The following is a 13,023-nucleotide window of genomic DNA, read 5'->3' on the forward strand; positions in this document are numbered from 1 at the left end:
TCAAATTCAAAATTTAGTCGTGGCATAGGACAAAAAAGTCTCTATTTAAATTGTCTATTTTATTGACAGGGGACCAGAGTTCACTTTAAGGAGTACAATTTAATTAGGCAGCAGTTTACTTTCTGCTGTATTAAATAATAACTTGAGGAAGTGTTTGGTTTGAAATCTACCATTTTTGTTGAAGCAGGAAAAGTTGAAGTTAAAGATATTGAAATGCCAACTATCAAGGAAAGCGATGATGTCATCATCAAGATTGTCAGAACTTGTGTCTGTGGCTCTGATTTGTGGGCATATCGAGGGCTAGACAAAGTGCCAGCTAACTCTGAGAACTCCGGTCACGAAGCGATTGGAATTGTCACGGCCGTTGGGTCTGATATCACGACTGTGATTCCTGGTGATTTTGTCATAGCACCATTTACGCATGGCTGTGGTCGTTGTGACGCTTGTTTAGCAGGATTTGATGGCGATTGTCAAAACCATAGTGATAACTTTAGTAATGGTGTACAAGCTGAATACATCAAGTTTCAACATGGTGAATGGGCCTTGGTTAAAATTCCTGGCCATCCAGAAGACTATAGCGAAGAAATGTTAAAGTCATTACTAACATTAGCTGATGTGATGGCAACTGGGTATCATGCAGCGCGTGTTGCCAATGTTCAAAGAGGTGACAGTGTGGCCGTCGTTGGTGACGGGGCAGTTGGGTTGTGTGGTGTAATTGCAGCTAAGATGCGTGGTGCTAAACGTATTTTTGCGTTAAGTCGCCATGAAGATCGTCAAAAATTAGCTCTTGAATTTGGAGCAACTGATATTATTGCAGAACGTGGTGATGACGCGGTAGCCAAAATTAAAGAACTGACGAATAATGATGGTGTCGATGCAGTTTTAGAATGTGTGGGTAGTGAACAATCTAATGCTGAAGCAATGCAGTTTGGTCGTCCTGGTGCAATTGTGGGACGGGTTGGATTGCCTCATGAACCTAAAATGGATATGACCCAATCATTTTATAGTAATACGATTATTGCTGGTGGACCAGCATCTGTGACTACCTATGATAAACAAGTATTATTGAAGGCCGTTTTAGATGGCGATATTCATCCAGGTAAAGTCTTCACTCAATCATTTAGTTTAGATGATATTAATAATGCTTATCAGGCAATGACTGACCGTAAGGCAATCAAGGCAATGATTATTCCTGAATAATACAATCTGGTTCAAAAAGAACTTCTGGCTAGTTATCTAGTTAGAAGTTCTTTTGCGTTAAAGCTATTTATTTTGACGTTGATTGGAATTATCATTCAGTGCGGCACGTTGCTTATCTGGATCAACATGGGTATAAAGTGAAGTGGCAGAAGTACCTTTTTGTCCTAACTGCTGAGCAACAACGACTTGATCTTTAGTGTTGCTGTAAATTTCCGATGCTACAGTATGTCGTAACTTATGTGGCGTGAGTTTACGACCATAAGCTGCTGAATACTTACTAACCAAACGTTCAATTGAATTTGATGCAATTCGATTGATTTTGCCATGATATTCAGTAATAAAGAAAGCAGTTTGAGTTTTATCGGGATGATAGGTGCTGCTACGATGGTTTGCGTAATTTTTTAGATAGTCGATGGTCCAATCAGCAATTGGCACTGTGTCTTTTTGTCCACCTTTGCGAGTGATATCTAAGTATTTGTCACTCAGATTGATATCTTTCATATTGACATTAGCTGCTTCAGAGACGCGAATTCCTGTACCTAACATTAAAGCAATTAAGGCTAAATCACGTTCTTTATTCTTTTCAAAAGAATGGATTGCCTGCTTATTTATTTTACTGATGTAGGTAGTATCAATGAAGTCTAAAAACTCAAACTTTTCTTCTCCAATTAACATGTGTGCTTTAATGGCATGTGCACGGTAACTCAGTGTTTGATTGGTATTCATGGAATCTATTTTTAACATTACATTTTGATCAAAATATGAGTGTCCATTGACGTTATCAGATTTAATTGTTAAAAATTTGTAGAGTGAGCGTAACGCATTAATGGACCGGTTAATGGTAGTAGGTGAGACGCTATTCTTGCGTTCGTTGCTGTTATGTTTAATGGAATCAATATAAAGCATGATATCGTTGCGTTTAAGTTGTTCCAGGTCTGTAGGAGAGACATGATTGTTATCTGCAGCTTGAGAGAGGGAGCTTATTCGAAGCCAATCAAAGAAACGTCTAAATTCCGTCAAATACTGGTAGGTAGTAGTTAGTGACAGATTAGTGCCGATTCGATATTGATTAACGAAGTCAGGTAAGTTGGCGAGTTCAGAATCAATTAGGTGAATATAGCGTTCATTTTCCATTAAAGACAACTCCTTCAATAAGTTTTATTACTTACAGCATAGCACAGATAGTGGACCTGTAGTCATTAAAATAAAAATTTTAATGACAGGTATCAAAATGACAATTATGTATTCTTCATCGGGCTATCTATTAAGTAACTTAACACCAATTATCTAGAATCTATGTTCACATAGTTTATTTGCTAAATATGGTAATTTAACTGTTTTTAAACGAATCATTATAATGCTAGATATATATAATAATACTACTAATATAATCAAAATGGCGTACTTAATGAAACGAGTTAAGAGTCATGCAGCGTTAAATTAAACTAAAGACGACAGCGTTCTAGATTCATGATTGCGATCATACAAATTTACTGATCTAACTAAGAATTAAAATAAAAAATTTACTTAAAGATGATTGTAGATAAGCAAAGAAATTGAGGGCGGTAGAATTTAGCTGAACCACTGTCCAGATTTAATTAAACAATCTACTTTGTATAATATATATTATGTAAACTAGAATATAACAAAAAGCTAAACTATTACCAATATCAATAAAAGCCCCCCTATAAATCAAAAAATAACCATACTAAACTTCAGTATGATTATTTATATAATAATGGCAATTACTTTGTAGTATCTTTCATCCAGCCTAAAGCCAAAGCTTTTTCACCGAGATGGGTTCCAATCACGGGACCAAAATAACTAATTTCAAAATCAATGTCTGGGAATTGTTGTGCTAATTTGTCACGCCACTTAATTGCTGCTGGTTCATCGTTAGCATGAATAATGATGGCTTTCACTGGATATCTCAACTTGCTAACTCGTTCACCGAACAATTCTTCAACTCTTGCTAATGCTTTCTTTGAAGATCTAACTTTTTCAAAAGCTTGAATTTCATGATTTGGCGTGCTCATTGTTAACAGCGGTTTAATTTTTAAAATAGAACCAATAAACGCTGATGCGTTTGACAATCTACCACCACGAACAAGGTTTTGTAGGTCATCAACAACGAAGATGTTATCCACGGTCTCACGTAAACTATCAAGACGTAAAAGAATATCATCGGCAGCCATCCCAGTTTTTACTAGTCTGGCTGCTTCTAAAACGATGTAACCCATTAGCTTAACAGTTACATGCGAATCATATGGAATCACACGAATTTCGTCTTTGACTTCTTCAGCGACTTGAACTAAGCTCCCAAGCAATCCTGATAAGGAACTTGATAAGTGGATACTGATTACAGTGTCATAGCCCTCTTTTGCTAATGAGCGATACAGTTCAATCATTTCACCAAGTGGTGGCTGTGAAGTACTTGGAAACGAAGTTGATGTTCTAAGTTTGTCATAAAACTCTTCGGTTCCAATATCGACTCCCTCACTGTAACTTTTTCCATCGATGATTACTGGAATTGGTACAATTTTGATGTTATTAGCTTCAACTTCCTTTGGATCCAGGTAAGCCGTGCTGTCAGTAACAACAGCTATTTTCATTAGATCGTCCTCCACTATCAATACTTAAATGTCTTAATAATATTAGCACAAAAAATAGCCGAGGCCAATTCACACGACTATTTTTTCATTTTTCAGTTTTGCTTAAAATCCTCTTAACACTCTTATCTAGACGGTTTAAAAGAATTTGTAATAGATTTGTTTCTTCCTCAGTCCAACGATCAAATATCTGCTTATCCAATTGTTCGGTTTGCTCGTTAATTGTCTTAACGGCATTAACACCTAACTCTGTGGCTGCGTAAATAAGTTGTCGCTTATCACGTCCGGTTGGTGTTTTATCAAGCATTTCTTTAGTTTCTAGATGCTTCAGTTGTCGACTCAAAGTCGACGTATCTAAACTGGTTGTTTTAGATAAGAGATCTTGTGTTGTATTGCCATCTATAATTTGAAGTAGAAGTTGCCATTCAGCAATTGTCAAATTAACTTGCTTCGTAATCCGAAGCAAAGAACTTTTATAGTTTTTTGAAATGTCTGTTAATGCTGAAAGACTATCCTTCATTTAGTTCACCCGCTCATTACCAATTAATATTTACTTGTATTATACAATATCGAAATTGTAATGTACAAGTATTTTCTTAAAAAAATCTTAACTTTTGTGTTAATTCCCAAATAACTGTATACTTGTTAATGTTAAATTTATAAATTGGAGGCATTCAAATGTCATTCGACGGCTTTTTCACCCATGCGATGGTGAAAGAATTAAATGATACGTTAGCCACCGGGCGCGTATCAAAAATCCACCAACCTTATCCTGGTGAACTAATCTTAGTAATTCGAGCAAATCGACATAATCAAACTTTACTTCTTTCAGCAAATCCGACCTACCCACGAATTCAAATTACGGACGTGCCATACCGAAATCCTAAAACACCTACGAAATACGCCATGGCAATGCGTAAGTATCTTGAAGGTGCTATTTTAGAGTCAATTAAACAGTTAGATAATGACCGAGTCGTGGAATTAGCTTTTGACACTCGTGATGAATTGGGTGATGCGCAGAACTTGTTGATGTACGTTGAAATTATGTCTCGCCACAGTAATGTTTCTTTAGTTAATACGGCAACAAACAAAATTATTGATACCATCAAACACGTCAGCGGTGATCAGAACCGTTATCGTCTCTTGTTACCTGGAGCAACATTTGTGATGCCCCCTAAGCAAGAAAACAAACTGAATCCGTTTATCGCTAATCAAGCATATGCAGATTTAGCACTTAAACATACAGACGTTAAGGAATTAAAATCCGAGTTACAAACTGTTTACCAAGGGCTAGCATCAGATACAGCATCATACTTAGCTACTCAACTGATTGATTCAGATAACACGCCACAAACTTATCAAGAATTTCTTCAACACTTCGACCATCCCACACCAACCTTGACTAAAACGCCAGATGGTAAAGTTTCTTTTTCAGTCTTCAAACCAGATACGATTGGTGAACAAATCAACTATCCTACTCTGTCTGCTCTATTGGATGGATTTTATACTGAAAAGTCACAGTTAGACCGTACTCGGCAAGTGGCGGGACAACTAATTCAAATTATTTCAAATATTTTGAAAAAAGATTATTCCAAAATTAAGAAGCTAAATCAAACTATGGAAGATACCAAAAAGGCGGATCAGTTTCGGATTAAGGGTGAGATCTTAACCACTTATCTTCATAAAATTGAACCAGGCATGACTGAAATTACCTTGGAAAATTTTTATGATAATAATTCACCAATTAAAATTACGCTTTCAAATCAATTAACAGCTTCACAAAATGCTCAAAAATATTTTACCCGTTACCAAAAATTACGTAATGCGGTTGCTCACGTTGAGGAGCAATTAGCCTTAACCAATCAAGAGGTTGAATACTTAGAGAGTATTCAATCTCAAATTGAACTCGCCTCTCCTGCCGATACAGAAGAGATTAAGCTTGAATTACAACAACAAGGTTATTTGCGCGAAAATCAAAATAAAAAGAAAAAAGCACGAGTAACAATTAGCAAGCCAGAAGAATATACAGCTACTGATGGAACAACTATCTTGGTTGGTAAGAATAATTTACAAAATGAACGGCTGACTTTCAAAGTTGCAAATAAGGACGATATTTGGTTACACGTGAAAGATATTCCAGGTTCACACGTGGTCATTCGTGATTCCAACCCTTCAGACGAAACTATTCAAGAAGCTGCTAATATTGCTGCTTACTTCTCAAAGGGTCGTGATTCTGCGCATGTGCCAGTTGATTATCTTCCCGTCAAACGTTTAAAAAAGCCAGCTGGTACAAATCCTGGCTTCGTGACCTTTACAGGTCAAACGACATTGTCAATCACGCCTGATAGTCAAAAAGTAAATGAATTACGTACTAAATAAAAAATAGCCTAAAACCAATTTTGCTGGTTTTAGGCTATTTGTCTGCAATTTAATAGTAGGTACCATTATGGATTGAATCTTCACCATTCGGACTGAGTTGTTTTAATGCGTCTGTAATACTGTGACCGTATGCCATCTCTGCTCCAATGATAGTTTCACTTTGAATAGTTTCATCATGAAGCCCAAGTGATCTGAATGGAAAGGCAGCAGAAAACGCCCAGATTTTATTATTAACGAGATTGATTTCTAGTTGGTTGACGTCACATTGCGATTGAGCAAGCTTCAGTGAAATATCAACTAAATCTAGATTTAATACCTTTGCCAAAAATGATTGTTCAGCTAAGGGTAATTGTCTAACTTGCTCAAAATGTACCCCACCTGTGACAACGAACAACGCTTGATAAATACCTGGCGTGACCTGTTGCTTAATGCGTTCAGTACCAATCGACATAATGTCCGATTTAAGGCGAGAATTAACTTTGGCTGGGTAAATAAATGCGGTTGGATCGCCAAAACCACTCTCGTTTTGAATTAGATAAGAGGTTAAATCTAATGACACAGCATTAGTGCCATCATAAATCATGGTTAAGGCATATTCCTTACCGCTGGCTAAATGAGACAGTAATTGGCCATTTTGTGGCAATTTTTCTACTTTTAAATCTTTTTGTTCGAGAATTGTAATTAAGCGACTACGACTGCCGGGAACGTAAACAATTTCAGGCTTTTCAATGGAAATTACCTCTAAAATATCAGGTGCTTCCAAGGGTTCGGTATATAGTTTATCAGCCAAGTTCATTGAAACAGCACTGGGATTATTATTAACGAGCACGGTTTCGTAATTTTGCTTTTGGAGTGATAAAATCAATTTCGAGGTAAAGTAATCTGACGCCCCTGCATTACCGAGACGTAGACCTCCCGTTCCAATGATTAATGCCCTGTGTTCGGCGTCGGATGGATGACTTTCATTTTCCAGCTCAAAGGTTGAGTAGAATCGATTCGAATGTTGATCAAATTCTCCTGCACTGAAGTCGACCTGTTTATACGTTGGTGACAGCTCGTTATCAATCCTAAACTGTCTAACTTTGTCTTCTGTTTGATTCCATAAGACACTAATCATTCGGTCACTCATCCCAAAGTATTTAGCTCTAGTCAAAACTTCGACATCATCAGGATTTTCAGCAATTTCATTTTCTAAACTGATTATCTTTTCTAATTTATAGAAGAAAAATGGATCAATTTTGGTCAATTCCGATAATTCATCTCTGGAATAACCCCGATGCAGAGCCTCCATCAAAATCACAATGCGATTGGCACGCGGATGAATAATATACTGGATAATTTGGTCATCGGTTAACTTAACTTGGGACTCAATGCTCAGAGAATCCGCTTGTGCTCGTGTTGCTCGAATTGCTTTGATTAAAGCTTCCTCCGTACTTCGTCCAATTCCAATTACTGCCCCAGTCGACCGCATTTGGGTACCTAGATTTTGGTCGGCATCTGGTAATGACTGAAATGGCCAGATGGGCATGCGCACAGCAATATGGTCCATTGTGGGTTCTAATAAAGCTGATTTAAAGCCAAAACTGGCTGGTAATTCCAGTTGCTCTAACGTTTTACCCATTAATAAATTGGCACAAACGTATAACAATGGATAGCCGGTGGCGTGACCAGCAAACGAAGTAATTCGGTCAAAATAAGGACTATTTTTAATTACGTAGAATTTACCAGTATCTGGATTTAACGCAAATTGAACGTGGTTTACGCCAACAATTCTTAATTTTCGAGTAATCGAAAAGGCCAAATCACGTAATTCTTGTAATTCGATATCCATTAAGGTTTGAGTTGGTGTAAAGGAAATTGAATCACCAGCATGAATACCAATTGGATCAAAGTCTTCAATTCCGGCAACTTGGAGCATCGAGCCAAGCCGATCTCTGATTACCACTAATTCGATTTCTTGATAGCCAACAATACTTTGTTGCAAGACAGCTTGTTGGATTTTGGATTGAGACATCGCTATTTCGACGGCTTCAGCCAACTCGTCATTATCGTTGCACAGTCGCCGACTTGAGTTTCCAAATGGTGAAACTGGTTTAATAATGACCGGATAGCCAATTTCTTGGACAATATGTATTGCATCACTAAAGCTAGTGATGGTTTCAGTCGTTGTAATTGGAGCACCCATTTTTTTTAGCATTTCATTCATTAAGACTGGATTACTAATTTGTCTAATGGCAAATTCAGGCATGCTTAACATGGTGATGTCACGCTTTTTAAGTTCTTCAGACTCAAATAATTGTTGTGCAATCTGAATGCTTTTCAAACCACCTAAGTTTGGTAAAATCGCATCGGGTTGAAATTCATTAATTGTTTCGAGCACATTATCAAAGGTGATTGGAGCAATTTTGCTGTCATGAATAATTGTTTTGTCACCGAGGGCTACTGAGAATGGATTGTTATCAATCAACGAAACATCAATTCCAAGGTCATTTAAAGAAGACGCTACTTGATAAATAGCGTCGTCAGTTTCGGTTGACTGGTTGATTTGATCAGCACCAGTACCAATTATTAAAACTTTAGAGATTGGATGATTCATCGATTGTCCTCCTGACGATGAATAGTTTCTAGAAATTCATCGAATAGGCCCTTAGTTTCATCAGGACCTGGTGCGCCATCTGGGAAAAATTGAACGGAAAATGCTGGGAAATCACGGTGCCGTAATCCTTGAACAGTGTCATTGAGCAAATCAACGTACGTAATAAACAATGTTCTGCGATCGACTGAATTTCGTTCCACAGCAAATCCCTGTCCTTGAGACGCATAAATAATATGGGTTGTAATCACTTCTTTGATTGGGTGATTCATACCATGATGCTCAGCTGGTAGTTTGACCACGTTTGCACCATTCGCCAACGCAAACAATTCATGTCCTAAGCCAATCGCAAATAACGGCACTCTAGTTTGAATTGATTGTATCATCTCAATCACGGAGTCGTTAATATCATATGGACTACCTGGCCCAGTTGACAAAATGACGCCATCTGGATCCAAACTCAAAATATCTTCAGCAGAAGCAGTGTAAGGCAGCACGGTCACGTTACAATTGCGCTTCACTAGTTCGCGTAAAATACCATGTTTGAGTCCAAAATCAATCACAACCACACTGTTGCCTGTACCAGGATTCGGATACGGTTTGGGCGTAGAAACTTGAGCCACTTGTTGATTAGTTAGCACTGTGGCATGGAGTTGATCAAACGCATGGTCATCGGCCACGGGCACAATACTAGCTTTGACAGTTTCGCCCATTTGACGCAGTTTTGAAACAACTGCGCGAGTGTCAATACCACTGATACCTGGAATGTTCATTTGCTTCAGATACTGATCAAGGGAGAGACGACTAATGCGATTAGTTGAAACATTAGCTAAATCTCGAACAATCACACCTTTAATCGTTGGTACAATTGATTCGTAATTTGATTGATTAATCCCATAACTACCAATATTTGGCTGGGTAAAAATCACAATCTGATTGTGGTAAATTTGGTCAGTAATGATTTGTTGATAACCAGTCATACTGGTATTAAATACAAGTTCCCCGGTTGTAACCGCGGGTGCGCCAAAGCCTTCACCTTTATAGGCGGTGCCATCTTCTAGAATTAAATAACGTTCAACCATGTTAGTCCCTCCTCCCTAATTATTTTTATGAATCGTGTTCATCCAAATATTTAATCATTTTATCAAAGTAATCTGGTAATGGTGCGTCAAATAATAGTTGTTCATGAGTTCTTGGGTGTTCAAAGCCGAGTGTTTTAGCATGCAAATACTGGCCGTTGCCAGGTAACGTTTTATGTGGACCGTATAAAGGGTCTCCGGCAACTGGATGTTTGATATATTGCATGTGGACGCGAATCTGGTGGGTTCGGCCGGTTTCAAGTCGACAGCTAATCAATGTGTAATGTTGATAGCGTTTGATGACTTTAAAGTGGGTCACGGCGTTTTTTCCACCTTGGACAATCGCTTGCTTTTGACGATTTTGCGGATTGCGAGCGATTGGAGCATCGATTGTGCCTTCATCTTCGGCAATTTGACCATGGACAATGGCCCAATATTCGCGGGTATTGGTTTTGTTTTTTAATTGTTCAGCCAAACTTTGATGAGCGATATCATTTTTAGCAACCATCAATAGACCAGAAGTGTCTTTGTCGATACGGTGCACAATTCCTGGACGATATTCACCGTTGATAGTTGATAAAGGTGTATGGAATAAGAGTGCGTTCACTAACGTGTGATTTGCATGCCCGGCTGAGGGATGGACGACCATCCCCTGGGGTTTGTTCACGACTAACACATCATCATCTTCGTAAATAATATCTAATGGAATATCTTCAGGTTCGATGCTTAAAGTTTGTGGTTCAACGACCTTTAAGTCAACTTGATCGTTTAAACGTAACTTATAGTTGGCTTTGATAGTTTCACCATTGACCAATATCTGGCCGTTTTCAATTCGTTTTTGAATTTGTGAACGTGACAAGTGTTCGGTTAACTTAGGTAAAATTTTGTCAATTCGCCCAGTTTGGTCAGGTTCCGTAATTTTGATTGTTTGTGGTTCAGTCATTCTTGGTTCCCTCATCTTCAAAAAGTATGGCAATAATCATTAAGATTACACCGACGGTTAAGCACATATCTGCAATGTTAAAAATTGGAAAATTGATGAAATCTAATTGGAACATATCAACAACATATCCTAATCGAAGACGATCAATAAAATTGCCAATCGTTCCAGCTAAAATGAGTGATAGTGGCCAGCCAAAATGCCAATTGGCACGATATCTCCATAAAAAGTAACAAATCAAAATCAAAGCGACAATTGAAATAACAATAAAGAACCATTGTTGTCCTTCAAGGATACTCCAGGCTGCCCCAATGTTACGCAAATTAGTGAAAGAAAGTAAGCCGGGAATAAAAGAATCTACCGCTCCTAATTGAATGTTGTTGGTAATCCAAAATTTAAGTGACTGATCACCAATCACGAGTAGCACAATTAATAAGCCATAGTACGGCATAACAGCCTCCAAGTAAAAATTTATTTAGAATAATCCGGTAATTTCGCCCTGTGCATCGATTTTCATTTTCAATGCGGCAGGTTGTTTAGGTAAGCCTGGCATCGTCATGACGTTACCTGCCAAGGCGACGATGAAACCAGCTCCTATTTTTGGTACAAATTCTCTAATTTCCACATCAAAATCTGTCGGTGCACCGAGTCGTTTTGCATCATCTGAAAATGAATATTGAGTCTTGGCAACACAGACAGGTAATTTATCCCAGCCGTTTTTGGCAAAGGTTTTGAGTTGATTTTGAGCTTTTTTGGTTAAGCTAACAGAACGGCCATGATAAATGTTAGTGACGATTTTATTTAACTTAGCTTCAATTGTATCATCAGCTTCATATAAGCTAGTAAAGTTAGCTGGCTTGGTAGTTAATTGAACAACTTCTTTAGCTAAATCAAGAGTTCCATCCCCGCCTTTACCCCAACTTTCGGTGATGACAGCAGTGACTCCTTGGGCAGCACAATATTCTTTGATTAAGTTCAATTCGGCATCCGTATCGCTCGTAAAGCGGTTAATCGCCACAACTGTTGGGAGTCCAAATGATTGAATATTTTGCATGTGACGTTGTAAATTTGGTAAGCCGGCGTTTAAGGCATCGATATTTTCGGTAGTAAGTTCTTTCACTGATTGCCCACCGTTATATTTTAATGCACGAACGGTCGCAACAATCACGACAACATCTGGAGTTTTGCCTAAGACGGGTCGTTTGATATCTAAGAACTTTTCTGCACCTAAATCAGCACCAAAGCCAGCTTCAGTGACAGTATAATCTGCTAACTGGAGTGCCGTTTTAGTTGCAATTACGCTATTACAGCCATGAGCAATATTAGCAAATGGGCCGCCATGAATCAAGGTTGGAGTGTGTGCTAACGTTTGAACTAAGTTAGGCTTGAAAGCATCCTTTAATAAAATCGTGATTGCATCTTCAAATCCTAATTCAGCCACTGAAACTGGCACTTTATCATGGGTATAACCAACGACAATTTTTCCAATGCGGGCTTTTAAATCTGTTAAATCACTGGCGAGACATAAAATTGCCATTAATTCAGAAGCTGCCGTAATGTCAAAGCTAGATTCTTGTGGGATTCCTTGGGTAACGCCACCGAGCCCGGTAATTACATTTCTGAGCGTGCGGTCATTGACGTCTTCAACACGGTTCCAAATAATTCTTCTTGGATCTAAATTAAGGGCATTGTCATGTTGCAAATAGTTATTGACTAAGGCCATCAACGTATTATGTGCACTGGTTAAGGCATGCATGTCCCCCGTAAAGTGCAAATTGATATCTTCCATAGGGATAACCTGACTATATCCCCCACCGGTTGCGCCACCTTTGATTCCCATCACGGGCCCCATTGATGGTTCACGCATCGCAATCATGGTTTGTTTATCTAGTTGGTTCATGGCGTCACCAAGTCCAACCAAAACCGTAGATTTACCCTCGCCTGCTGGAGTTGGATTAATTGAGGTCACTAACACTAACTTGTGGCCTTCAATACTTTGATTTTTTAAACCAGTCACGTTAACCTTGGCCTTGTACTTGCCGTACATTTCAATTTGGTCTTCTTTTAGTCCGGCCTTGTCGGCAATATCAACGATGGGTGTAAGGGTTGCTGCTTTTGCAATTTCTAAATCAGTCATGTCTATTCTCTCCTCGTATTATATAAATATAGTCATTCAACATTCTGTAAATAATTGTTTCATTGTTGGACACCGCATGATAACCT

General features: G+C 38.3%; 10 protein-coding genes. 2 read left to right on the forward strand and 8 right to left on the reverse strand.

Translation table 11 applies throughout. The features are described from left to right. Positions 1 to 159: 159 nt before the first annotated feature. Complete coding sequence (locus FFM59_RS08550) at positions 160 to 1,200, forward strand: zinc-binding dehydrogenase (protein WP_137602622.1); 1,041 nt, start codon at positions 160 to 162, stop codon at positions 1,198 to 1,200. Positions 1,201 to 1,263: 63 nt separating this feature from the next. On the opposite strand, the gene xerS is transcribed toward FFM59_RS08550, so the two are convergent. From xerS to FFM59_RS08565, 3 genes are all read right to left on the reverse strand, one after another. Continuing rightward, the gene (gene xerS / locus FFM59_RS08555; RefSeq protein WP_137602623.1) at positions 1,264 to 2,334 is read right to left on the reverse strand and encodes a tyrosine recombinase XerS; all 1,071 of its coding nucleotides are present in this window, start codon (positions 2,332 to 2,334) and stop codon (positions 1,264 to 1,266) included. A gap of 611 nt (positions 2,335 to 2,945) precedes the next feature. Continuing rightward, positions 2,946 to 3,812: a DegV family protein gene (locus FFM59_RS08560; RefSeq protein WP_137602624.1), complete on the reverse strand. Its 867-nt coding sequence runs from the start codon at positions 3,810 to 3,812 to the stop codon at positions 2,946 to 2,948. Positions 3,813 to 3,897: 85 nt separating this feature from the next. Beyond that, a complete protein-coding gene (locus FFM59_RS08565; RefSeq protein ID WP_137602625.1) occupies positions 3,898 to 4,329 on the reverse strand; it encodes a MarR family winged helix-turn-helix transcriptional regulator in 432 nt (143 codons plus the stop codon). Positions 4,330 to 4,487: 158 nt separating this feature from the next. Between FFM59_RS08565 and FFM59_RS08570 the strand changes: the two genes are divergently transcribed. Continuing rightward, complete coding sequence (locus FFM59_RS08570) at positions 4,488 to 6,188, forward strand: NFACT RNA binding domain-containing protein (RefSeq protein WP_137602626.1); 1,701 nt, start codon at positions 4,488 to 4,490, stop codon at positions 6,186 to 6,188. Between the two features lie 49 nt (positions 6,189 to 6,237). Here the strand turns inward: FFM59_RS08570 and FFM59_RS08575 are convergent, their stop codons facing one another. From FFM59_RS08575 to FFM59_RS08595, 5 genes are read right to left on the reverse strand one after another with little or no spacing between them, the layout of a single operon-like run. Then, entirely contained in the window at positions 6,238 to 8,784 is a 2,547-nt protein-coding gene (locus FFM59_RS08575; RefSeq protein ID WP_137602627.1) for an ATP-binding protein, read from the reverse strand. Then, on the reverse strand, positions 8,781 to 9,863 hold the full coding sequence (locus FFM59_RS08580) for a carbamoyl phosphate synthase small subunit (protein WP_137602628.1): 1,083 nt from the start codon (positions 9,861 to 9,863) through the stop codon (positions 8,781 to 8,783). Before FFM59_RS08580 ends, FFM59_RS08575 begins: the two co-directional genes overlap by 4 nt. A gap of 25 nt (positions 9,864 to 9,888) precedes the next feature. Beyond that, positions 9,889 to 10,803 (reverse strand): RluA family pseudouridine synthase, encoded by a 915-nt coding sequence (locus tag FFM59_RS08585; RefSeq protein ID WP_137602629.1) that lies wholly within the window; start codon positions 10,801 to 10,803, stop codon positions 9,889 to 9,891. Then, on the reverse strand, positions 10,796 to 11,251 hold the full coding sequence (gene lspA, locus FFM59_RS08590) for a signal peptidase II (RefSeq protein WP_137602630.1): 456 nt from the start codon (positions 11,249 to 11,251) through the stop codon (positions 10,796 to 10,798). Before lspA ends, FFM59_RS08585 begins: the two co-directional genes overlap by 8 nt. Positions 11,252 to 11,275: 24 nt before the next feature. Further along, entirely contained in the window at positions 11,276 to 12,937 is a 1,662-nt protein-coding gene (locus tag FFM59_RS08595) for a formate--tetrahydrofolate ligase (RefSeq protein ID WP_137602631.1), read from the reverse strand. Between the last annotated feature and the right edge of the window lie 86 nt (positions 12,938 to 13,023).

It is taken from the genome of Paucilactobacillus nenjiangensis (assembly GCF_005405445.1).
GTDB classification, from domain to species: Bacteria; Bacillota; Bacilli; order Lactobacillales; family Lactobacillaceae; genus Paucilactobacillus; species Paucilactobacillus nenjiangensis.

Excerpts from the sequence above, each read along its gene's own strand:
- xerS (WP_137602623.1), bottom strand. The coding sequence starts at position 2,334 with ATGGAAAATGAACGCTATATTCACCTAATTGATTCTGAACTCGCCAAC.
- FFM59_RS08560 (WP_137602624.1), bottom strand. The coding sequence starts at position 3,812 with ATGAAAATAGCTGTTGTTACTGACAGCACGGCTTACCTGGATCCAAAG.
- FFM59_RS08565 (WP_137602625.1), bottom strand. The coding sequence starts at position 4,329 with ATGAAGGATAGTCTTTCAGCATTAACAGACATTTCAAAAAACTATAAA.
- FFM59_RS08570 (WP_137602626.1), top strand. The coding sequence starts at position 4,488 with ATGTCATTCGACGGCTTTTTCACCCATGCGATGGTGAAAGAATTAAAT.
- FFM59_RS08575 (WP_137602627.1), bottom strand. The coding sequence starts at position 8,784 with ATGAATCATCCAATCTCTAAAGTTTTAATAATTGGTACTGGTGCTGAT.
- FFM59_RS08580 (WP_137602628.1), bottom strand. The coding sequence starts at position 9,863 with ATGGTTGAACGTTATTTAATTCTAGAAGATGGCACCGCCTATAAAGGT.
- FFM59_RS08585 (WP_137602629.1), bottom strand. The coding sequence starts at position 10,803 with ATGACTGAACCACAAACAATCAAAATTACGGAACCTGACCAAACTGGG.
- lspA (WP_137602630.1), bottom strand. The coding sequence starts at position 11,251 with ATGCCGTACTATGGCTTATTAATTGTGCTACTCGTGATTGGTGATCAG.
- FFM59_RS08595 (WP_137602631.1), bottom strand. The coding sequence starts at position 12,937 with ATGACTGATTTAGAAATTGCAAAAGCAGCAACCCTTACACCCATCGTT.